At 35.6% G+C, this 20,649-nt stretch carries 17 protein-coding genes; 12 read left to right on the top strand and 5 right to left on the bottom strand.

The window, feature by feature from the left end; genetic code table 11:
- Nucleotides 1–44: 44 nt before the first annotated feature.
- Nucleotides 45–896 carry a diacylglycerol/lipid kinase family protein gene (locus EWU22_RS08035; RefSeq protein ID WP_130925133.1) on the top strand — a complete coding sequence of 284 codons (852 nt, stop codon included), beginning with the start codon at nucleotides 45–47 and terminating at the stop codon, nucleotides 894–896.
- A 430-nt stretch (nucleotides 897–1,326) separates the two neighbouring features.
- On the top strand, nucleotides 1,327–2,745 hold the full coding sequence (gene dnaA / locus EWU22_RS08030; protein ID WP_130925132.1) for a chromosomal replication initiator protein DnaA: 1,419 nt from the start codon (nucleotides 1,327–1,329) through the stop codon (nucleotides 2,743–2,745).
- 51 nt (nucleotides 2,746–2,796) lie between these two features.
- Here dnaA and recA read toward each other — a convergent pair whose 3' ends face one another.
- Nucleotides 2,797–3,858: a recombinase RecA gene (gene recA, locus EWU22_RS08025; RefSeq protein WP_109322815.1), complete on the bottom strand. Its 1,062-nt coding sequence runs from the start codon at nucleotides 3,856–3,858 to the stop codon at nucleotides 2,797–2,799.
- 163 nt (nucleotides 3,859–4,021) lie between these two features.
- Between recA and EWU22_RS08020 the strand changes: the two genes are divergently transcribed.
- On the top strand, nucleotides 4,022–4,810 hold the full coding sequence (locus tag EWU22_RS08020) for a DUF3108 domain-containing protein (RefSeq protein ID WP_130925131.1): 789 nt from the start codon (nucleotides 4,022–4,024) through the stop codon (nucleotides 4,808–4,810).
- Here EWU22_RS08020 and EWU22_RS08015 read toward each other — a convergent pair.
- A complete protein-coding gene (locus tag EWU22_RS08015; protein ID WP_130925130.1) occupies nucleotides 4,802–6,097 on the bottom strand; it encodes a cryptochrome/photolyase family protein in 1,296 nt (431 codons plus the stop codon). The two genes, EWU22_RS08020 and EWU22_RS08015, sit on opposite strands and share 9 nt — an antisense overlap.
- Before the next feature lie 183 nt (nucleotides 6,098–6,280).
- Here EWU22_RS08015 and queA point away from each other — a divergent pair, with 183 nt between their 5' ends.
- The 6 genes from queA to EWU22_RS07980 all read left to right on the top strand — a co-directional run bounded on the left by queA (nucleotide 6,281) and on the right by EWU22_RS07980 (nucleotide 15,020).
- Nucleotides 6,281–7,333, top strand: coding sequence for a tRNA preQ1(34) S-adenosylmethionine ribosyltransferase-isomerase QueA (gene queA, locus EWU22_RS08010; protein WP_109322812.1), 1,053 nt, complete (start codon nucleotides 6,281–6,283; stop codon nucleotides 7,331–7,333).
- A gap of 17 nt (nucleotides 7,334–7,350) precedes the next feature.
- Entirely contained in the window at nucleotides 7,351–8,040 is a 690-nt protein-coding gene (locus EWU22_RS08005) for a 2-C-methyl-D-erythritol 4-phosphate cytidylyltransferase (RefSeq protein ID WP_130925129.1), read from the top strand.
- Between the two features lie 2 nt (nucleotides 8,041–8,042).
- Nucleotides 8,043–10,415, top strand: coding sequence for an efflux RND transporter permease subunit (locus tag EWU22_RS08000; protein ID WP_130925128.1), 2,373 nt, complete (start codon nucleotides 8,043–8,045; stop codon nucleotides 10,413–10,415).
- Nucleotide 10,416: 1 nt separating this feature from the next.
- On the top strand, nucleotides 10,417–11,601 hold the full coding sequence (locus EWU22_RS07995) for an MFS transporter (RefSeq protein ID WP_231962825.1): 1,185 nt from the start codon (nucleotides 10,417–10,419) through the stop codon (nucleotides 11,599–11,601).
- A 298-nt stretch (nucleotides 11,602–11,899) separates the two neighbouring features.
- Nucleotides 11,900–13,522, top strand: coding sequence for an NADP-dependent glyceraldehyde-3-phosphate dehydrogenase (locus tag EWU22_RS07985; protein WP_109322807.1), 1,623 nt, complete (start codon nucleotides 11,900–11,902; stop codon nucleotides 13,520–13,522).
- A gap of 106 nt (nucleotides 13,523–13,628) precedes the next feature.
- On the top strand, nucleotides 13,629–15,020 hold the full coding sequence (locus tag EWU22_RS07980; protein WP_130925126.1) for a Gfo/Idh/MocA family protein: 1,392 nt from the start codon (nucleotides 13,629–13,631) through the stop codon (nucleotides 15,018–15,020).
- 191 nt (nucleotides 15,021–15,211) lie between these two features.
- On the opposite strand, the gene EWU22_RS07975 is transcribed toward EWU22_RS07980, so the two are convergent.
- A complete protein-coding gene (locus EWU22_RS07975; RefSeq protein WP_109322805.1) occupies nucleotides 15,212–16,825 on the bottom strand; it encodes an ABC-F family ATP-binding cassette domain-containing protein in 1,614 nt (537 codons plus the stop codon).
- 118 nt (nucleotides 16,826–16,943) lie between these two features.
- Here EWU22_RS07975 and EWU22_RS07970 point away from each other — a divergent pair, with 118 nt between their 5' ends.
- Both EWU22_RS07970 and coaD read left to right on the top strand, forming a co-directional pair.
- Nucleotides 16,944–17,654 carry a DUF3822 family protein gene (locus EWU22_RS07970; protein ID WP_161566814.1) on the top strand — a complete coding sequence of 237 codons (711 nt, stop codon included), beginning with the start codon at nucleotides 16,944–16,946 and terminating at the stop codon, nucleotides 17,652–17,654.
- Nucleotides 17,644–18,114 (top strand): pantetheine-phosphate adenylyltransferase, encoded by a 471-nt coding sequence (gene coaD, locus EWU22_RS07965; protein ID WP_109322803.1) that lies wholly within the window; start codon nucleotides 17,644–17,646, stop codon nucleotides 18,112–18,114. Before EWU22_RS07970 ends, coaD begins: the two co-directional genes overlap by 11 nt.
- On the opposite strand, the gene EWU22_RS07960 is transcribed toward coaD, so the two are convergent.
- The gene (locus tag EWU22_RS07960) at nucleotides 18,084–18,779 is read right to left on the bottom strand and encodes an NUDIX hydrolase (protein WP_130925124.1); all 696 of its coding nucleotides are present in this window, start codon (nucleotides 18,777–18,779) and stop codon (nucleotides 18,084–18,086) included. The two genes, coaD and EWU22_RS07960, sit on opposite strands and share 31 nt — an antisense overlap.
- A gap of 100 nt (nucleotides 18,780–18,879) precedes the next feature.
- Here EWU22_RS07960 and pyrE point away from each other — a divergent pair, with 100 nt between their 5' ends.
- Nucleotides 18,880–19,518 carry an orotate phosphoribosyltransferase gene (gene pyrE, locus EWU22_RS07955; protein WP_109322801.1) on the top strand — a complete coding sequence of 213 codons (639 nt, stop codon included), beginning with the start codon at nucleotides 18,880–18,882 and terminating at the stop codon, nucleotides 19,516–19,518.
- A 1-nt stretch (nucleotide 19,519) separates the two neighbouring features.
- Here pyrE and dprA read toward each other — a convergent pair whose 3' ends face one another.
- Nucleotides 19,520–20,620 (bottom strand): DNA-processing protein DprA, encoded by a 1,101-nt coding sequence (gene dprA / locus EWU22_RS07950; RefSeq protein WP_130925123.1) that lies wholly within the window; start codon nucleotides 20,618–20,620, stop codon nucleotides 19,520–19,522.
- Nucleotides 20,621–20,649: the final 29 nt, after the last annotated feature.

Below are 20,649 nucleotides of genomic sequence, written 5' to 3'. Positions count from 1 at the left end.
ATAATGAAAAATAGAGTCTAACTTTGCAATTGAAATTTAAAGGCATGATCCACTTTATTTACAATCCCAACTCTGGAAGCAAAAGTAATGCAAGTAAAAAGCAAATGCTTCAAAAATTAGAAAAGATTGAAAATAGTCAGGTACATTTAACTCAATATGCTGGTCATGCGCATGATTTAGCCCGTAAAGCAGTACAAAATGGTGCTCAAAAAGTAATTGCCATAGGTGGAGATGGGACTATACATGAAATAGCAAGTGCTCTCATTGGTACCAATACGGCACTTGGCATTATACCCATAGGATCAGGAAATGGTTTAGCAAGACATTTAGGTATCCATTTATCTTTTACAAAAGCATTACAACAAGTCATTCAAGGCAATGAAATCTTGATCGACGTAGCATTCTGGAATCAAGACGCATTTTTTTGTACCGCAGGCATAGGGTTTGATGCAGAAGTGGCCCACCAATTTGCCAAAGGTGAAAAAAGAGGATTAATCAATTATATAAGATCTTCCATTAAGTCAGTTCTTCAATATCAACCAATCCAAATTCTTCAAAAGGATGAAACAAGGGAAGATATTTTCTCTATGACTTTTGCCAATGCTAATCAATTTGGCAATAATGCATTCATTTCCCCCTACTCAAATCTACAGGATGGAAACTTTGAAGTAGTGAAAGTAGAACCCCTAACTATTTGGGAATCAGCTCAACTTGGAATTAGCCTATTTTTAAAAAATATAAGTCAACATAAAAAAGTATCGATACAATCCTATCAAAGATACGATTTCAGCGTCCCTATTGGCACTTTATACCATATGGATGGAGAAAATTTGCAAACGAAAGAATTACATCATACCATTAAAATTATTCCCAAATTTTTGCGTGTAATTTTATAGATTAAAAAAAATCTCAATTTGCTCCACTTCTTCGAATTGCCTTGTAACTTTCTGACTTACAATAGTTTAACAAAAATGCATTCTATTCAAATTTAGACCTTGTTTAAATAACTACGTTTTTGATTCAAAATATTTTTATTTTTTTTTCTTATATTTTTTCAAGCCAAAACACACCAGAAGTACATAAAAATTGAACAATTTTTAGTTCCAAATTTTAATGCACTTTTTTTACTAAAAATAAGTTGAAAATATTTTTTTTTAGATTTGGAACGACCTTGAATTTTACTATTTTTGTCTCCCCGCTTAAGTGAAGCTTTATCGTTTCTCTAGGTACCCAAACCATTATTTGAAATTTTAAACATTTGAAGTATGTCTTCTATGGCTAATACTTCAACGAGGAATTTTTGACCCTAAAAAAAAGGATTTTTATATGCAAATGGAAGTAACTGAATTGTGGAATAAATGCTTAAGTATCATCCGTGATGATATTTCTGAGCAGAGTTTCACTACTTGGTTCAGCCCAATTGTCCCTTTAAAATTTCAAAATAACACACTGACTATTCAGGTTCCTTCTCAATTTTTCTATGAATGGTTAGAAGAAAATTTTGTTTCTTCATTGAGAAAAGCAATAGATCACACCATTGGTCGACAAGGTATGCTGGAATATTCCATCATCGTTGACAAAGGGGATCGTAAAAACCCTCCTTTATCATTTAACTTACCGACAACGAATCAGCAGAATTCTAGTAAAGATTTCCCTAACAATCCTGTAGCTAAAAGTCCATTTCAATTTAAAAACCTGGATTCATTAGAATTAGATTCTTATTTAATTCCCAAATACACCTTTGATAAATTCATTGAGGGCGATTGCAATCGTTTAGGACGTGCTGCTGGAATGGCTGTGGCGAATAAACCAGGTTTGACATCTTTTAATCCTTTAATGATTTATGGTGGTGTCGGATTAGGTAAAACCCACTTGATACAAGCAATTGGTAATGAAATTAAACGGCAGTTTCCAGAGAAATTTGTGCTTTATGTTTCTACTGAGAAGTTTACCAATCAGTTTGTCAATGCTATTCGCAATAATTCCATTGAAGCATTTACCAATTTCTATTTACAAGTAGATGTACTTATCATTGATGATGTGCAATTCTTGTCAGGAAAAGAAAAGACTCAAGAAACATTCTTTAATATCTTCAACCACTTACATCAATCAGGAAAACAAATCATCTTGTCTTCTGACCGTGCACCACGTGATTTAGCTGGTATGGAAGACCGTTTATTAAGTCGATTCAAATGGGGATTAACAGCTGATTTACAACAACCAGATTTTGAAACCCGTATTGCTATTATTCAGAAAAAATTGCAGGATGATGGCATTCAAATTGATTTTGAAGTATTAGAATATCTTGCTCATTCTATTCAAACAAATGTAAGAGAGCTAGAAGGTGTCATTATTTCTTTAATGGCTCAAGCTTCCTTAACCAGAAAAGAGATTGATTTAGAATTGGCGAAATCTACCTTGAAAAGCATTGTCAATGAGCAAGAAAAAGAATTAAGTGTAGAAAATATCCTGGAAGCGGTAACTCATCACTTCTCCGTTGAATTGAGCACTTTACAAGGTAAATGCCGTAAGAAAGAAAATGTATTCCCTAGGCAAGTAGCGATGTACATGTTAAAGGAATTAACCAATCTTCCTTTGAAATCAATTGGTTATCACTTTGGCGGAAGAGATCATAGTACTGTCATTCATGCGGTACAATCCATCTCAGAAGCCATGGAAACAGATAAATCAGTCGAGAAAACTGTCAAAAAACTATTCAATCGTTTTAATCTTAACGCCAACTAAAAAAGTCTCCCGAAAATCGAGAGACTTTTTTAGTACTTGACATTTGACAATTTATTCTTCAATAGCTCCGTCCTTATCTAACAAGACAGAATCATCTCCTTTTACTTTCTCTTTAATTTTAGCTTCTAATTCATCCATTAATTCTGGATTATCCTTGATTAAATCTTTCACTGCATCACGACCTTGGCCTAATCGGTTTCCATTGTATGAAAACCATGATCCTGATTTATCAATAACGCCTAAATCTACTCCTAGATCCAATATTTCACCGGCTTTTGAAATACCTTCTCCATACATAATATCAAATTCAACTACTTTGAATGGAGGTGCCAATTTGTTTTTAACCACTTTCACACGGGTACGATTACCTGTGATAGAATCTGCACTTTCCTTGATTTGACCCGCTCTACGTATATCTAAACGTACAGAGGCGTAAAATTTCAAAGCATTACCACCCGTAGTCGTTTCTGGGCTACCAAACATGACACCAATCTTATCACGTAATTGGTTAATGAAAATACAGCAACATCCTGTTTTATTGATCGTTCCAGTCAATTTACGTAAGGCCTGCGACATTAAACGAGCTTGTAAACCCATTTTTGAATCTCCCATCTCTCCTTCTATCTCAGCTTTAGGAACCAATGCTGCAACTGAGTCAATTACAATGATATCAATCGCACCAGAACTAATTAAATGTTCCGCAATTTCCAAAGCTTGCTCACCATTATCAGGTTGAGATATTAATAAATTTTGCGTGTCAATACCCAATTTCTCTGCATAAGAACGATCAAAAGCATGTTCTGCATCCACAAATGCGGCAATTCCTCCCGCCTTCTGCGCTTCTGCAATGCAATGCAAGGTTAATGTTGTTTTACCTGAAGACTCTGGTCCATAAATTTCAACAACCCTTCCCCTTGGCACTCCACCAATACCTAATGCTAAATCTAAACCTAAAGATCCTGTAGAAATAACAGGTACATCCATGACTTTACTGTCTGAAAGGCGCATGACCGTCCCCTTTCCATAAGCTTTATCTAATTTTTCTAAAGTGGTTTGTAAGGCTTTTAATTTTTCAGATGTTGCGCCTTGAGCTTCGCTCGCTTGTTTTGCCATGGTATGTTGATTAATAAAATGGTATGGATAACTATCACAAATTTGTTTTGTATTTAGCTAAACAAAAATAGGAAATAGCCACTAATATTTAATCAAATTACTTGATATTCTATACTCTTATTTCATTAATACTTATCTTGCCAGAAATTGAGCCTTCTACCCTTTGAAAACAAAAATTTTTGCCTATTTCTTTTTATTATTTTGCCTATCCATCACGTCAAAAGCACAAGACAAGGATGTACTTTTAGGTGGTGAGCAGTTGAAATACCGAATACATCTTGGATTTATTAATGCTGCCGAAGCTCAGATAAAAAGCAGTCCTAATTTGGGATCCGTTAGACAGATTCCTACCAGGAAAGTAGAGATAGAAGGAAAGACAGTAGGTATATTCAATGTTTTCAGTCCACTCTTAGACATATGGGTATCTTACATGGACCCAAGTACTTTATTGCCTATTAAAGCAGAAATGAATAAAAGAGAAGGGCGGTACAAAAAACAAGAAGTAATTGATTTTTACCACGACAAAGGAATAGCGCAAATTTCCTCCCCACAAAATACCCCCAAAGATAAGAACCTAAGCATTTCTAACTCCATGTTAGATTTAATCTCCGGTTATTATTTTCTACGTAAAAAGAACTTACAGGAACTAGAAATTGGTCAAAAGATGAGTGCCAAAATACTTGTTGACGGCCAAGTTTATGAAATTTGGTGTATCGTAAAAGGCTTTGAAAAGGTAGAAAGTAAATTTGGAACAAAAAATTGTATCCGAACCTCATTGGTGTTACCTAAAAACAATTTGTTTCAAGACAAAGACGCCATTCGACTATGGATTAGCCAAGACAGCTATCAGATTCCATTTAAAATGGAAGTAAACCTGAAGATTGGATTTTTAAGCATCGATTTAGAAGATTATAAAATAGCTGGCAAAACCATTTATACGGCACTACCCTAAAGCTTCTTTATAGGCAGCCAATACTCGTTTTCGAGCAAATTCATGATCAACGATTGGCTTGGGATAATGAAACTCCTGAAACTCTGGCACCCATTTTCTAATGTAGCTTAATTCCTTGTCGAATTTTTGAGTTTGTAAATAAGGATTGAATACTCTAAAATATGGCGCTGCATCGCAACCTGAACCTGCAGCCCACTGCCACCCTCCATTATTCGCTGAAAAATCAAAATCCAATAATTTCTCAGCAAAATAGGCTTCTCCCCATCTCCAATCTATTAATAAGTGCTTAACCAGAAAACTAGCCACTATCATGCGCACACGGTTGTGCATAAAACCTGTTTGATTCAATTCACGCATGCCTGCGTCAACAATTGGATAGCCTGTTTGTCCGTTTTTCCATGCCTCAAACTCCTGTTCATTATTTCGCCATTTCATGCGATCATATTCTTTTCTAAAAGCTAAGCCTTGTCCAATATGAGGAAAATGAAAAGTAATATTGAAATAAAAATCCCTCCAAATCAATTCATTTAGCCAAGTTTCTGACTTTCCTAGTGCTCTTTTGACTAATTCTCGAATCGAAACAGTTCCAAATCGGAGGTGGACAGAAGCATGAGAAGTAGCATCTAAACCCGGATAATCGCGGTTCACCTGGTATTGTCGAATTATGTCATCTGAAAAACTCAATGAAGGAAATTGAAATCCAGATGGTTGAAAACCCAATGTATTTAATGCTGGCATTTCAAATGAGCCACGAACATAATTTGACAAATTTTCTGATTCAAATTGCCTCCATTCGGTATTTGCTAACTTTTCTTTCCACTTTCTTGAATAAGGAGTAAAAACCGTGTAGGGCGTATTTTGCCCAGTTAAAACTTCATCCTTTTCAAAAATGACTTGATCCTTAAAACTATGAAATGATATTCCTAAGTCCTCAGCCCATGTTTTGATGTCAGAGTCCCGTTGAATAGCATAACTTTCGTAGTCATGATTGGTGTAAATATGTTTGATAGTGTAATGCTGTGCTAATGATTTAAAAGTAGATAAAGGATTGTCATGTAATACCATCAAATCGCCACCTCGTTCCTGAATATCACTTTTTAAATTTGCGAGTGCTTCATGAATAAATTCAACTCGGGCATCTTTTTTATTTTCTAATTTATCTAAAATATTAGGGTCAAAAATAAAAATAGGCAAAACAGGAAATGCACTACTTAAAGCTTCAAAAAGCCCGACATTATCCTTTATACGCAAATCACGGCGAAACCAAAAAACAGAAATCTCATTCATTCTTACCAATTTACACTAGGTAAACTGACATGGCTATTGATTGTTTCAAAAAATTACCTTGACAAGCCCCCCTTGAAAAGTGTATATTTGCAAATTGTTTTTTTAATTCAAAAATAAATGAACGATTGAATTAATTTTTTACGTTAATTAATTCTACGTTTTTCATTTTCAAACCCCATACGAATGAAATTATCTGAATTCAGATTCGATTTACCTCAAAGTTTAATTGCCTTACATCCAACAGATAACCGCGAAGACGCTCGCATGATGGTTGTAAATAGAAAAAACAAAACCATTGAACATAAGAAATTCACTGACATCGTTGATTACTTCGGAGAAGGAGATGTGTTAGTAACCAATAATACGAAGGTTTTCCCTGCGAGATTGTATGGAAACAAGGAAAAAACAGGCGCTCAAATTGAAGTGTTTTTACTTAGAGAATTGAATCGTGAACATCGTCTATGGGATGTTTTGGTAGACCCTGCTCGTAAAATACGCGTTGGTAATAAATTATATTTTGGAGATTCTGATTTAGTTGCCGAGGTTATCGACAATACTACTTCACGTGGAAGAACAATTCGTTTCTTATATGATGGTGACCATGATGCTTTAATGGCAGCTATTCACGAATTAGGAGAAACTCCACTTCCTGAAGAAATCCGTTCTAAGAGAGAAGCTACCCCAGAAGATGCTGAGCGTTTTCAAACCATTTATGCTGAGCATGTGGGTGCTGTGGCTGCTCCAACAGCCGGATTGCACTTCTCGAAGATCATCATGAAAAAAATGGAACTTAACGGCGCGCAGTTCACTCCTATTACCTTGCACGTTGGTTTAGGTACTTTCCGTCAGGTTGATGTAGAAGATTTGACTAAGCATAAAACAGATTCTGAACATTTTATTATCAATCAAGATACTTGTGATTATGTCAATCAAGCTATTGACAATAAAAAGCATGTATTATCTGTTGGAACAACAGTAATGAAAGCATTGGAATCATCTGTTTCTGCTAGTGGTCACTTAAAACCAATCAATAGCTGGACAGATAAATTCATTTTCCCTCCATACGAATTCAAAATACCTACTGCTTTATTAACTAATTTTCATTTACCTGAGTCTATACTTTTGATGATGACTTCGGCGTTTGGAGGATATGAATTAATTCATGAAGCATACCAACAAGCCATTAAAGAGAAGTATCGTTTCTTTAGTTATGGTGACGTTATGTTAATCATCTAACTAAAATCGGGTTTGTTTTGAAGAAATATGCCATCATTGTAGCCGGAGGTACTGGACAGCGAATGAAAAGTGCCGTTCCCAAACAATTTTTGCTCCTTCAAGGCAAACCCATTTTATTCCATACTCTTCTACAATTCAAAAAAGCATTCGCTGACATTGAATTGATTTTAGTTTTACCTCAGAATCAATTCTCTACTTGGCATTTACTTTGTCAAGAACATCCTGAAATTCTACAACAATGTCCACATCACTTAGTGGAAGGTGGCGCTACTCGTTTTCATTCTAGTCAACAGGGTATTCAAGCTATTCAGGAAAATCAGCAAGCTTTAGTAGCTATTCATGATGGTGTTAGGCCATTGGTATCTATAACTTGTATCCAGCAAGCTTATCAACATGCTGAAGAACATGGAAATGCCGTATTAGCCGTTTCTAGTAAGGATTCGATTCGTCAATGGGATAATAACGAAAACGTATATCTTCCTTTAGATCGAACACAAATTAAACTCATTCAAACACCGCAGATATTCGAATTTTCTCTTTTAAAAAGAGCATTTCAACAAGAATATCAAGATTCATTTACGGATGATGCGAGTGTGGTGGAATTATTAGGAATTGATATTCACTTAGTGGAAGGAAATTATTCCAATATTAAAATTACAACCCCTGAGGATTTGCTGATTGCTGAAGCATTGACTCAAAAAGTATAAACATGAAAAACGCCTGGGATTGGATTGGATCCAATATTTTAAAACATAAAATTGCTATTCTTTTTGTTTTAGCTCTTCTAACTGTAGGGCTTATTTACAAGGCTTCGCAAATTCAATTAAGTTATGAATTAGCTAAAATATTGCCTAAAACAGATGAGCGCTTTCAGCTTTATGAAGGCTTCAAAAAGAAATATGGAGAAGATGGCAATGTGATGGTGATAGGTCTAGAAAACCCACAGCTTTTCACTCCTGCCGAATTTGATGCTTGGAAAAAACTAAGTCAGGATATCAAACAATTAGCCGGGATCAAAAACATTTTATCCTTATCCAATTTACCAGAAGTATATATTGATAGCACGGACAAAAAGTTTAAAACTAGGACCATTTGGGATGCCAATTTACCTACTACACAAGAGCGCTTAGATACCTTAAAAAGTAAAATTAGTCGATTACCCATTTTTACTAATTTCTTATATACAGATGACTACAAGGTACATTTATTGTTAATTACCTTAGATCAAAAAACAATTAATGATAAAGGTAGAATCACTTTAGTTAAGAAAATTAAGCAGTTAGGAGAAGAATATCGATTATCTACCAAACGAGATATTCACTTCTCAGGAATGCCCTTTATTCGTACGGAATATACGTCTCAAGTAACGAAAGAACTGATTATATTTCTTGGCTTAGCCATCTTAGTAACTTCACTCATCTTATTATTCTTTTTCAGATCCATACAGGTCGTGTTTTTTGCCTTAATTGTGATTCTAATTGGTATTCTTGCTTCATTAGCCACCATTGTATTTCTAGGGTTTAAAATCACTTTACTTTCTGGTTTAATACCTCCCCTCATAGTTGTGATTGGTATACCCAATGTTATTTTCTTATTGAATAAATACCATGAGACTTACATACAGACACAAGACAAGCTTTTTTCATTGAAAGAAAGTGCTTCTAAAGTAGGTAGAACCTTGTTCCTAGCCAATCTTACTACTTCCATTGGATTTGGGGTGTTTAGTTTTACAGGTTCAGGATTATTGGTTGAATTTGGGATTGTAGCTTCTGTGAATGTGATGTTTACTTTTTTATTATCCCTTCTATTAATTCCTATTTTCTTTAGTTTCTTAGCACCACCTCGACCAAAAGATTTGGCTCATTTTGAATCTAAAAGAGTTAATTTATTCTTGATTAGAATTGAAAATTGGGTTTTAAATCATCGAAAATCCATTTATGGAACTGTCATCTTTTTGTTGATGGTGTCCGTCTACGGTTTATTGCAAATAAAGGCCATTGGATTTATTGTCGATGATTTACCTCGTGAAAATGCGATATACACGGATTTAAAATTTATTGAAAAGCATTTTCATGGCATCATTCCTTTCGAAATTTCAGTAGATGCTAAATCACCAGGAAAGGCATTAAGTCCTGAAATTTTATCTAAAATGAAAAGGACAGAGAAGCTCATGGCAAAATACCCTGAATTCACTACGGGACTTTCCATTTTGACAGCTACTAAGTATTTATACCAAGTGTATCGAGGTGGAGACCCCAAATATTTCACCCTTCCAGGGATTGACGAATTGAATAAACTGAAAGACTTTCAATCGAGCTTATCAGGCAAGAGTAATCTATTTGCTGGATTCATCGATAAAGAAAAGCAGCACACCCGTATTTCTTACCAAATGGCGGATGCAGGTACAGTTAGAACGAAAGAATTATATCAAATTTTACAACCTAAGATTGATAGTATTTTCAGAACAGATCCTGAAACTGGAGAAATATTGGCTAAGGATAATCCCAATGCTTATCAAGCTGATGTTACAGGGAATTCAGTTATTAATTCATTTAACACCGAATATTTACAAAAGAACTTAATTGAAAGTACCATTACGGCAATTGTCTTAATTTGCCTTCTGATGGCTGTTTTATTTAGGTCATGGAAAATGGTGTTAATATCAACTTTACCTAGTTTAATTCCTTTGATTATTACAGCTGGCTTAATGGGATATTTCAATATTGCATTGAAGCCAAGTACTATCCTTATCTTTTCGATTGCTTTTGGTATATCCAGTGATGGGACTATTTATTTCTTAACCAGGTATAAAGAAGAGTGGCTAAAGAATCAAATGAATGTAAAAAGAGCTGTACAAATTACGATTCAAAAAACGGGGGTATCGATGTTTTATACAGCCATGATTTTATTTTTTGGCTTTTTCATCTTTACGGCTTCTACCTTCAAAGGAACACAGGCTTTGGGCATTTTAGTTTCCATTACTTTATTGATGGCAATGATTTGTAATCTGATTCTATTACCTGCCTTCTTAATGGGCTTGAATAAAAAAGAAATCGACACCATCATAGAGGAGGAAATTTAGGATGGAAATACAAGAAGAGAAAATTTATACCATACCCTTCTGGTTACTTTGTACAAGTAATTTTTTATTTGCGGCCAGTTTTTCCATGATTATTCCCGAGCTTCCAGATTACTTGGCTGCCATGGGAGGAAGCGAATACATTGGATACATCATCGCTCTATTTACCTTAACTGCAGGACTCAGTAGACCTTTCTCAGGAAAATTAACAGATCACATAGGTCGTGTACCTGTCATGGCCTTTGGATCCATCGTTTGTTTTATCTGCGGAGGTATTTACCCGATGGTACATACCGTTCAAGCCTTCTTATTTCTGCGTTTTATTCATGGTATGTCGACCGGGACGAAACCCACTGCCACAGCAGCCTATGTCGCCGATATTATTCCTGAACATCGCCGTGGAGAAGCTCAAGGAACATTAGGGATATTTACTGCGACAGGCATGTCTATTGGTCCAAGTATCGGTTCTGGTTTAGCTAATAGTATTGGATTACAAGCCATGTTTTATGTTTCTTCTTTATTTGCTTTAGCTTCCATTGTCATTTTAATGAAATTGGAAGAAACTTTGCCCAAAAGCATGAAAAGCAAATTTTCACTAAAGCTATTTAAAATCAATTGGAATGATGTATTTGAGCCCAAAATAGCTCCCGTTTTTTTGATCATGATTTTGATGGCTTTCTCTTCGGGAGTAGTGGTTACTTTACTTCCTGATACCACCAAATTAGTGGGTTGGCATAATAAAGGGCTCTATTTTACGATTTACACAATCGCTTCCATTTTTGTCCGTTTTTTCTTTTCAAAAAGTTCTGATAAACATGGAAGAATACCTGTATTGATCATTTCTTGTGCATTTTTAATTGCCGCCATGTTTCTTTTAGCATTTCCGGCATCTGCATTAACCTTAATTATTTCTGCCATTTTATTTGGCATATCATGGGGTTTTTCTACGCCCACCTTAGCTGCCTGGACTACGGATTTAGCCCATAAAAATCACATGGGAAGAGCCATGGCCACCATGTACATTGCTTTGGAAATGGGAATTGGAATTGGTGCGTTTTTGTCAGGATTATTATATAAAGGATTTAGTAAAATGATCCCTCTTCCCTTTTTCATTGCTGGATTATTAGCTAGTATTGCATTGGTAGTATTATTAACATTCAGGAAAAACTGGACTAGAAATGGAATTTGAAACCTATTTAATCAGTAAAAAAATAGATGCATTAGCTTTTAAAGCTAATGACATCGAACTCTTTTCTACCTGGCTTTACGAATTTAGTCAACTACATGAAGCCAGCTTTACAGATCAAAAGCGATTTCAGATCAATCGAATCAGGAGAAAATATCCCTTGAATTCAGAAATTAACCAATAGCTATTTTAGAATTTTTATAATATTTTCACAAAATAGTATTACTATTCAAATAATACATGCCATGAATTCTTTGAATAGTTCAAATAGCTGAAATTTGCGACAATAAAAATATAACCTATGCAATCGAGTGAATTAGAAAAACTGTTTCCCAAAGAAGGAGAAATTCCCAAAGAATATGATTTGGTCAAACCGATCGAACAAAGAGAATATTTAGTGAATGGAGAGATGCGCCAATGGAAAGGCAAAACTCAAGATGTTTGGTCTCCCATATATATTAAATCAGAAAAAGGATTCGAACCTAAACGAATTGGTTCATATCCAATAACTGATGCTACAGATGCTATGGAGGTTCTTTACGCAGGTGTAAAAGCATACTCCAATGGTCGAGGAGAATGGCCATCCATGTCAGTTGACAAACGCATTGAATGTGTGGAAAAATTCACACAAAAGATGATTTTGAAGCGTGACGAGGTAGTTAAATTATTGATGTGGGAAATTGGAAAATCATTGACTGATTCACAAAAAGAATTTGACAGAACTGTCCAATACATTTACGATACGATTGGTGCCTTAAAAGACATTGATAGAAATTCTTCAACTTTCTTAATTGAAGAAGGTATTATTGGCCAGGTTCGCCGTTCGCCATTAGGAGTGGTATTATGTATGGGACCGTTTAATTATCCATTAAATGAAACCTTTACCACCCTAATCCCAGCATTAATTATGGGTAATACGGTTTTATTCAAACCCCCGAAACACGGTACATTATTGCACTACCCCTTATTGGAAGCATTTAGAGAATCTTTCCCTGCAGGAGTAATTAATACTTTGTATGGACGTGGAAATTCCATTATTCCCCAATTGATGGAATCGGGCAAAATTGATGTATTAACTTTAATTGGTTCATCTAAAGTAGCGGATAAATTAAAGAAAATGCACCCTAAGGTGAATCGTTTACGTGCCATTTTAGGATTAGATGCCAAAAATGCAGCGATTGTGACGGAAAGTGCTCAGTTAGATAATGCAATCAATGAGTGTTTATTAGGTTCATTATCATTCAATGGTCAACGTTGTACTGCTATCAAAATCATCTTTGTTCATAGCAGCTTGGCTGAGGCATTTAACAAAGGATTAGCTGAAAAGATTGAAGCCATTAAAGTTGGAATGGTATGGGATTCTGGTGTACAAATCACCCCTCTTCCTGAGCCGAATAAACCAGCTTATTTGAAGGAATTGATTGAAGATGCTAAGTTGCATGGAGCCAAAGTATTGAATAAACATGGCGGAGAAAATGCCAAATCTTTATTCTTCCCGGCTTTATTGTATCCAGTAAACAAGAAAATGAAAGTTTGGTCAGAAGAGCAATTTGGACCAGTAGTGCCAGTGGTGCCATTTGATGATATCAATGTACCGATTGATTATATCCACGAATCATCACACGGTCAGCAAGTGGCTATATTTGGAACAGATCCAAACCAAATTTCAGCTTTAATAGATGAAACGGTAAATCAAGTTTCTCGTGTTAATATCAATGCACAGTGTCAACGTGGACCAGATTCCTTCCCATTCACTGGTCGTAAGGATTCGGCAGAGGGAACACTTTCTGTTACAGCTGCTCTGCGTTCATTCTCCATTCGTACCGTAGTTGCGACCAAAGCAACTCAGGCGAATAAGGATATTGTGAATCAAATTGTTGAAAATCAACAATCTAACTTCTTATCGACACGATTTATCCTTTAAGAGTTTAACGTTTTTTCAAGAACCCTAATTTTTCCTTTGCAGGTTAGATTAGGGTTTTTTATTTCCAGATAATTTGTAATTTGGAAAACACAAAAGCTACAAACACATGGAAAAAAGTAGACGCCAATTTATTCAATCGCTCAGTGCTGGTACATCCCTCCTTCTGGGAGGAATTCCTTTGCTAGGAGCTGATGAAAGGCCATTGCCACAGATATTAGAAAAAATTAAAGTAAGTCCAAACGACACCATTCGCATAGGATTGATTGGATCAGGTATTATTGGTCATTATGATACGACAACAGCACTTAAAGTGCCAGGCGTAGAATTGGTGGCAGTAGCCGATTTATACCAAGGTAGATTAGATCGTGCACAAGAAAAATGGGGTAAAGATATTTTTGTAACTAGAAATTACAAAGAGATTTTAGCCCGTAAAGACATCGATGCTGTATTAGTTTGTACGAGTGACCATTGGCATGACCACATTACGATTGATGCGCTTAAAGCTGGTAAACATGTGTATTGTGAAAAACCGATGGTTCACCATGTGGAAGAAGGATTAGCTGTTGTTGCTGCCCAAAAAGCAAGTGGAAAAGTTCTACAAGTTGGTTCTCAACGTGCAAGTTCTGTCGTATTTCAGGAGGCCCGTAAATATTATCAACAAGGAACCATTGGTGAAATAACTTATGTAGAAGCTTATACTGATCGAAATTCAGCCAATGGCGCATGGCAATATTCCATTCCGACAGATGCTAGTTTGCAAACTGTTTCATGGGATACGTTTTTAGGAGATGCACCTAAGGTGCCATTTGATCCAGTTCGCTTTTTCCGTTGGAGAAATTACAAAGCCTATGGAACGGGAGTAGCTGGTGATCTATTTGTTCATAATGTTACTGGATTACATACGGTAACCAATTCATTAGGACCAGAAAGAATTTATGCTCAAGGTGCCCTAAATTATTGGAAGGATGGACGTGATGCATATGATTTATTAACTGGATTTATGACTTATGGAAAAACGGAGAATCATAATGCCTTTCAATTCATGACCCGTGTCAATTTGGCTGATGGAGCTGGTGGAGGTGAAGGGACTCGACTAATTGGTACAGAAGGTGTTATTGAAGTGAAAAATAGAGGCATTAAAATCAAGCATTTCAAAAGAGCTAAAGTAGCTAGTATGGGAGGATATGATTCTTTGGAAAGTTTCCCAAAATCCATGCAAGACGCCATGTTAGCTGATTATAATGCTAAGTATAGTCCAGATGATAGAAGAATGAAAGTATTGGATGAAATAGAATTCAATGCCCCTCAAGGTTATGATGACCGTTTAGATCACTTTATCAATTTCTTTGATTCGATTAGAACTGGTAAACCTGTATTTGAAGATGCCTCATTTGGATTAAGAGCGGCTGGACCTTCGGTTTTATGCAATACATCCGTGGAAATAGGCAAACCAATTGAATGGGATGCTTTGAATATGAAAGTAAAAAAAGCCAAGTAATTGATATTGATTATCAACTACTTACAGCTTGAATTTGAATTTTTCGAATAGCTTTGTTCAGTGAGCATTGAAACTGTCATCTTAGAGCTTAGATTTGTCAACTTTTAAAAAGTTGACAAATCTTAAGTTGACAAATCGTAAGTGACGATTCTTAAGTGATAAATCAGAGTTGACAAATCTAAGCTCTAACTTTATAAATTAACCCGCTGCGATTTTACTGTACTATCAGTAATGAATTCATCATAGGTCATTAATTTATCTAGACATGATTTTGAACCAAGTTCAATGACACGACTAGCCACTGTGTTAGTCAATTGGTGGTCATGACAAGTGAATAAAATAGTTCCAGGAAATTCAATCATCCCATTGTTTAAAGCCGTAATTGACTCTAAGTCCAAGTGGTTAGTTGGCTCATCGAATAAAAGCACGTTTGCTCCCGATAACATCATTCTGGAGAACATACAACGTTGCTTTTCTCCTCCGGAAATTACTGTACATTTTTTCAAAGCTTCATCCCCTGAAAACAACATTCTTCCTAAAAACCCTCGAATAAAACTTTCATCTTTTTCGGTAGAATACTGACGTAACCAATCCACCAGATTCAATGAGTCATCTTTAAAGTAAGATGCATTATCATTAGGCAAATAGGTTTGAGTAGTTGTAACTCCCCATTTAAAATCCCCACCACTAGCCTTTCTTTCTCCCATTAATATGTCAAACAGAGCTGTAATGGCTAAGGAATCTTTGGCTAAAAAAGCTACTTTATCACCTTTATTAATCGTAAACGATAAATTAGAGAAAAGAGTAATTCCTTCTTCTGTTTTATAGGACAAATTATCAACACTTAATAATTGATCCCCAGCTTCACGCTCAGGCTTGAAATTGATAAATGGATACTTACGAGATGAAGGTTTAATATCTTCCACTTGTAACTTATCCAACATTTTCTGACGAGCAGTAGCTTGCTTAGATTTGGCTACGTTAGCCGAGAATCGACGAATAAACTCTTCTAGCTCCTTACGTTTCTCATCAGTCTTCTTATTTTGATCTGTTCTTTGTCTTGCTGCTAATTGAGATGATTCATACCAAAAAGTATAAGTTCCACCATACAGCTGAATCTTTCCAAAATCAAGATCCGCAATATGCGTACATACATTATCTAAAAAGTGACGATCGTGAGAAACCACAATCACTGTATTTTTGAAATTCTGTAAATAGCCTTCTAACCACATGATGGAATCTATGTCCAAGTTGTTCGTAGGCTCATCTAGTAATAATATATCTGGATTCCCGAATAATGCTTGCGCCAAAAGCACTTTGACTTTCTCCGATCCATTGATATCTTTTAATAATGAATAATGAATATCCTCTTTGATCCCTAAACCGCTCAATAAAGTAGCAGCTTCTGATTCAGCTTCCCATCCATTTAATTCAGCAAATTCCGCCTCTAAATCAGCTGCTTTGTTACCATCCTCCTCTGTAAAATCCTCTTTCATATAAATGGCATCCTTTTCTAACATAATGTCATATAGGCGTTTATTACCCATAATGACCGTCTGAAGCACAGGAAATTCTTCGAATTCAAAGTGATTTTGCTTTAAAATCGACATCCGCTCGCCAGGATTCATGCTAACGCTTCCAGTCTGAGAATCAATTTCTCCAGAAAGAATCTTTAAAAATGTAGATTTACCTGCACCATTGGCACCAATCAATCCATAACAGTTTCCTTCCGTAAATTTGATATTTACTTCCTCGAATAATACTCTCTTCCCAAATCGTAGGGAAACATTAGACACCTGTAACATAGCGTATTTAATTAAATAAGGCGCAAAATTACTCAATTTGAGCCTAGAAAAAAATGAATATTTTTATTCCTATCCCATATTTTTTTTGCAATTTCAACCTCTATACCTAACAATAGCCTTGGAAAAATTGAATTCCTCTTCTGATGTTGACTCCTTGAACACACTTGTTCTCCATTTGCACGAAGATGGATTAGAATTCCAATATGGCCAGGAATTAAGCTCAGGCCATATTGAATGGAACAAGTCGAGTAAAATTCAAAAGGATTTTTGGGAGAAAAAAGGAATTTCGCCATCCAATTTAACCCATGTTGAAGTTTTTCTTTGCCATCAACATTTTTTGCTTATTCCTCATAAATACGACAGTCGCATTTATCGAATCGGTTTTTTAGAAAAAGCATTAGGCGAAGAAACCTTAGTTGGACAAGAAATTCATGGACAAAATATTCCATCAGAAGCAGCCAATTTACTCTTTTTAATTCCAAGTGAATGGAAAGATTTAATAAGTTACTGGTTTCCTTTGGCCCAAATATCCTATCATCATGAGTTAGAACATCTCCTGTTACATTCTCAAAATAACGGATTAAGCATTTCTATTTACCGCCATCAGGCTAACATTGTATTAAGAAAATCAGGCAAATTAGTATTAGCCAATATATTTCCGTTTTCAAAAGCCACCGAAATAGCTTTCTACATTCACTCGATTCGTGATAGTTATTTTTTAAAATGGAATCCAGCCAGTATTCACTGGTTTGGTGAATTAGATTCTATCTTAGCCGAAGAATTAGCTCAATTTAAGATTTTTACCCCATCCATTTCTCATGAAGCATAGAACTGCTTTTTTTCCTGGTTCCTTTGATCCTTTTACCAAAGGCCATGAAGATATTGTTTTAAGAGCATTAGCCTTATTTGATGAAATTGTCATAGGCATAGGACACAATTCAAGCAAGTCTAGGTATTTTTCTTTAGAAAAAATGAAGGAAGCTATTGAGAAAACATTTGAAGGAAAACCTATTCGCGTAGTAACATATCAAAATTTAACTGCTACTGTAGCAAAAGAAGTTGGGGCCCGTTTCATCATTAGAGGATTAAGAAATACAACGGATTTTGAATATGAAAACTCTATTTCGCAAGTAAATAGGCACATTAATGAAGAATTAGAAACCGTATTTTTAATTACTTCACCTCATTTAGCTCCCATAAGCTCTACCATCATCCGAGACTTGCACCGCTATGGTAGCTCAATTAATCAATATTTACCTTATAATTTAGAAGAAGAACAAAGTAATTGAAATCGGTGAATGACATAACGTATCGAGCTATATGTATTTGTCATGGCTTTATTCATAGCAGCTGGTCCTAACCATTCTACTTTTTCAATATTTTCTTCTTTCTGAGGAATTAGCTTCGTATTTACAATTGAATTCATTAAATACCACTTCGTTTTCTTTAGTATTCGCTGATTCTTATGGGTATAAGTATGGTAGGTAGTACAAAGTTTTTGATCTAAAACTGCCTTAACATTACATTCTTCCTCCACTTCTCTAACTGCTGCCTTTTTAAACTTCTCTCCTTTTTCAAGCTTTCCTTTGGGCAAATCCCATTTACCCAATCGTAACATCCACAACACCTTATCCTCTGAATTTAAAACCACACCACCGGCCGCTTCCAACAACTGATACATGCCAAAAATCCTTTGTTTGAAAGGTTTTATATCCTTTACTAAAATATAAACGGAATCAAAAGTTGCACCTGGCTTTTGGTGTAAACCATGTATCAACTTCTCCATTTGGTCTAATGTCAAATTCAAAATACACGTATGCCCTTTAAAATCGGATAATCTCACGGGCTGAAGGCGAGCATCAATGACTAATTCGAATTCATCCCCTAATGGTATGGCATGTTTTTTTGATTCCTTGTAAATACGAATCGGACGGTCGTCTATAAACAATATCATAGTTTGAATTCAGAATTTTAGTTGGCAAAAATAGAATTAAATAATGAAAGATAACTTGAATAAACTATTTTTGTATCTATAATCTTTGAAACAAATTCGTATGCCTGATTTTACTATTTCACAAGAAGTTGCCCAACACCTTTTAAGCGTAAAAGCTATCCAATTAAGACCTGATCAACCATTTAAATGGGCTTCTGGATGGAATTCTCCGATTTACTGCGACAATCGCATTTCTCTTTCCTACCCTGAGGTAAGAACTTACATTAAAAATTGTTTATCTGCAGCCGTTAAAGCCTATTTTCCTGAGGTTGAAATCATCGCGGGTGTAGCTACTGCAGGTATCGCACAAGGGGCCTTAGTGGCTGATTATTTGGATCTTCCTTTTTGTTATGTAAGACCAGAGCCTAAAAAACATGGTATGGGTAATCAAATAGAAGGACATATCGACAAAGGGCAAAAAGTTGTTTTAATTGAAGATTTAATTTCCACAGGAGGTAGTTCATTAAAAGCTGCCGCTGCTTTGCAAGAGGCTGGTGCCGAAGTCTTAGGAATGGTAGCCATCTTTACTTATGGTTTCCAAATCGCAGAAGACAATTTCAAAAACCATGGAATACCTTGTATTACGTTAAGTAACTATGATGTCTTGATAGATGAAGCGGTTAAATTAAATCACGTTACAGAAACTCAATTAATGACATTACAAGATTGGAGAATCAATCCAAGTGAATGGCGTAAGTAAGTCATTTCAATACATATCGATGGCCTGGCAATGTTTTTATGAAACCTTGAAACTCCAAGTTCAACAAAAGCATTGCCAGTTGATTGATTCCTTTTTGCAATTTCCAAGCCATTTCATCCATAGCCAACACCTTTTCTTGGTGTAACAAAGCCAAAATTTGACTCTCATCATCTGTCAATTGACTCCACAACAGGCTTTTATTCTTCTCTATTTTATTTGGATTTGATTGCCAATTTAATTGTTCCTTGCAACTGAGCCAATCTGTGAAAATATTGGCTTGGTTTTTCTGAATCAAGCGATTGCAACCTTCTGAGAATACTTTTTGCAAATTTCCTGGTACTGCAAATACTTCTCGATGGTAGTTGTTAGCATATTCTGCCGTAATTAATGCTCCACCCTTTTCTGCTGCTTCTACCACTATCGTCGCATCTGACATGCCAGCAATGATTCGATTTCTCATTGGAAAAAATCTAGGATCAGGTTTTTGATGAAATGGGTGCTCTGATATAATCCCACCCAATTCCATCATTTGATGTGCATACTTAATATGTAAAGAAGGATAAATTCGCTGAAATCCTCCTGCTAAAACAGCAATAGTTGGCACATTCATTTCTATACAAGCTTGATGTAAAGCTATGTCAATTCCGTAGGCCAATCCACTAACAAATAATACATCATCATCTATTGATTCCTTAACTATTTGATAAGTAATCTCTTTCCCATATTCTGTTGCCTTTCTAGTCCCTACCAATGCCAATACTTTCTCTTGTTGAAAATTGACATTTCCCTTAAAATACAACAACAATGGGGCATCATATAATTGTTTTAAGCGATTAGGATATCCCTCATCCAAATAAAAGAATAGTTGTATTCGCTCCTTAATACAATCAGAATATATTCTTTCCGCTTCTTTCAACACCAGATTGGACTTAACCTCGTGGGCAATCATGGGTCCAATGTGGGGTACTTTCTGTAAAACAGAGGTGGTCGAATGAAAAACTTGTTTGGCTGATCCTAAGTAAGATATGAGTCGGCGAGCATTGACTATGCCAATTTGAGGTACTAAACTTAGAGCTATTTGAAATACTTTTTCTTCCTCCATTGGGATTTAAATGAATCATTTCCCGAAAG

The organism is Aquirufa nivalisilvae (assembly GCF_004307455.1).
Taxonomy (GTDB): Bacteria; Bacteroidota; Bacteroidia; order Cytophagales; family Spirosomataceae; genus Aquirufa; species Aquirufa nivalisilvae.
Note: the sequence above shows the minus strand (reverse complement) of the source record. Positions and strands in the feature narration are given on the sequence as shown.

Bases quoted from the DNA above. Each gene is read 5' to 3' on its own strand.
- EWU22_RS08035 (WP_130925133.1), top strand. From the start codon at position 45: ATGATCCACTTTATTTACAATCCCAACTCTGGAAGCAAAAGTAATGCA.
- dnaA (WP_130925132.1), top strand. From the start codon at position 1,327: ATGCAAATGGAAGTAACTGAATTGTGGAATAAATGCTTAAGTATCATC.
- recA (WP_109322815.1), bottom strand. From the start codon at position 3,858: ATGGCAAAACAAGCGAGCGAAGCTCAAGGCGCAACATCTGAAAAATTA.
- EWU22_RS08015 (WP_130925130.1), bottom strand. From the start codon at position 6,097: ATGAATGAGATTTCTGTTTTTTGGTTTCGCCGTGATTTGCGTATAAAG.
- queA (WP_109322812.1), top strand. From the start codon at position 6,281: ATGAAATTATCTGAATTCAGATTCGATTTACCTCAAAGTTTAATTGCC.
- EWU22_RS08000 (WP_130925128.1), top strand. From the start codon at position 8,043: ATGAAAAACGCCTGGGATTGGATTGGATCCAATATTTTAAAACATAAA.
- EWU22_RS07995 (WP_231962825.1), top strand. From the start codon at position 10,417: ATGGAAATACAAGAAGAGAAAATTTATACCATACCCTTCTGGTTACTT.
- EWU22_RS07985 (WP_109322807.1), top strand. From the start codon at position 11,900: ATGCAATCGAGTGAATTAGAAAAACTGTTTCCCAAAGAAGGAGAAATT.
- EWU22_RS07980 (WP_130925126.1), top strand. From the start codon at position 13,629: ATGGAAAAAAGTAGACGCCAATTTATTCAATCGCTCAGTGCTGGTACA.
- EWU22_RS07975 (WP_109322805.1), bottom strand. From the start codon at position 16,825: ATGTTACAGGTGTCTAATGTTTCCCTACGATTTGGGAAGAGAGTATTA.
- coaD (WP_109322803.1), top strand. From the start codon at position 17,644: ATGAAGCATAGAACTGCTTTTTTTCCTGGTTCCTTTGATCCTTTTACC.
- EWU22_RS07960 (WP_130925124.1), bottom strand. From the start codon at position 18,779: ATGATATTGTTTATAGACGACCGTCCGATTCGTATTTACAAGGAATCA.
- pyrE (WP_109322801.1), top strand. From the start codon at position 18,880: ATGCCTGATTTTACTATTTCACAAGAAGTTGCCCAACACCTTTTAAGC.
- dprA (WP_130925123.1), bottom strand. From the start codon at position 20,620: ATGGAGGAAGAAAAAGTATTTCAAATAGCTCTAAGTTTAGTACCTCAA.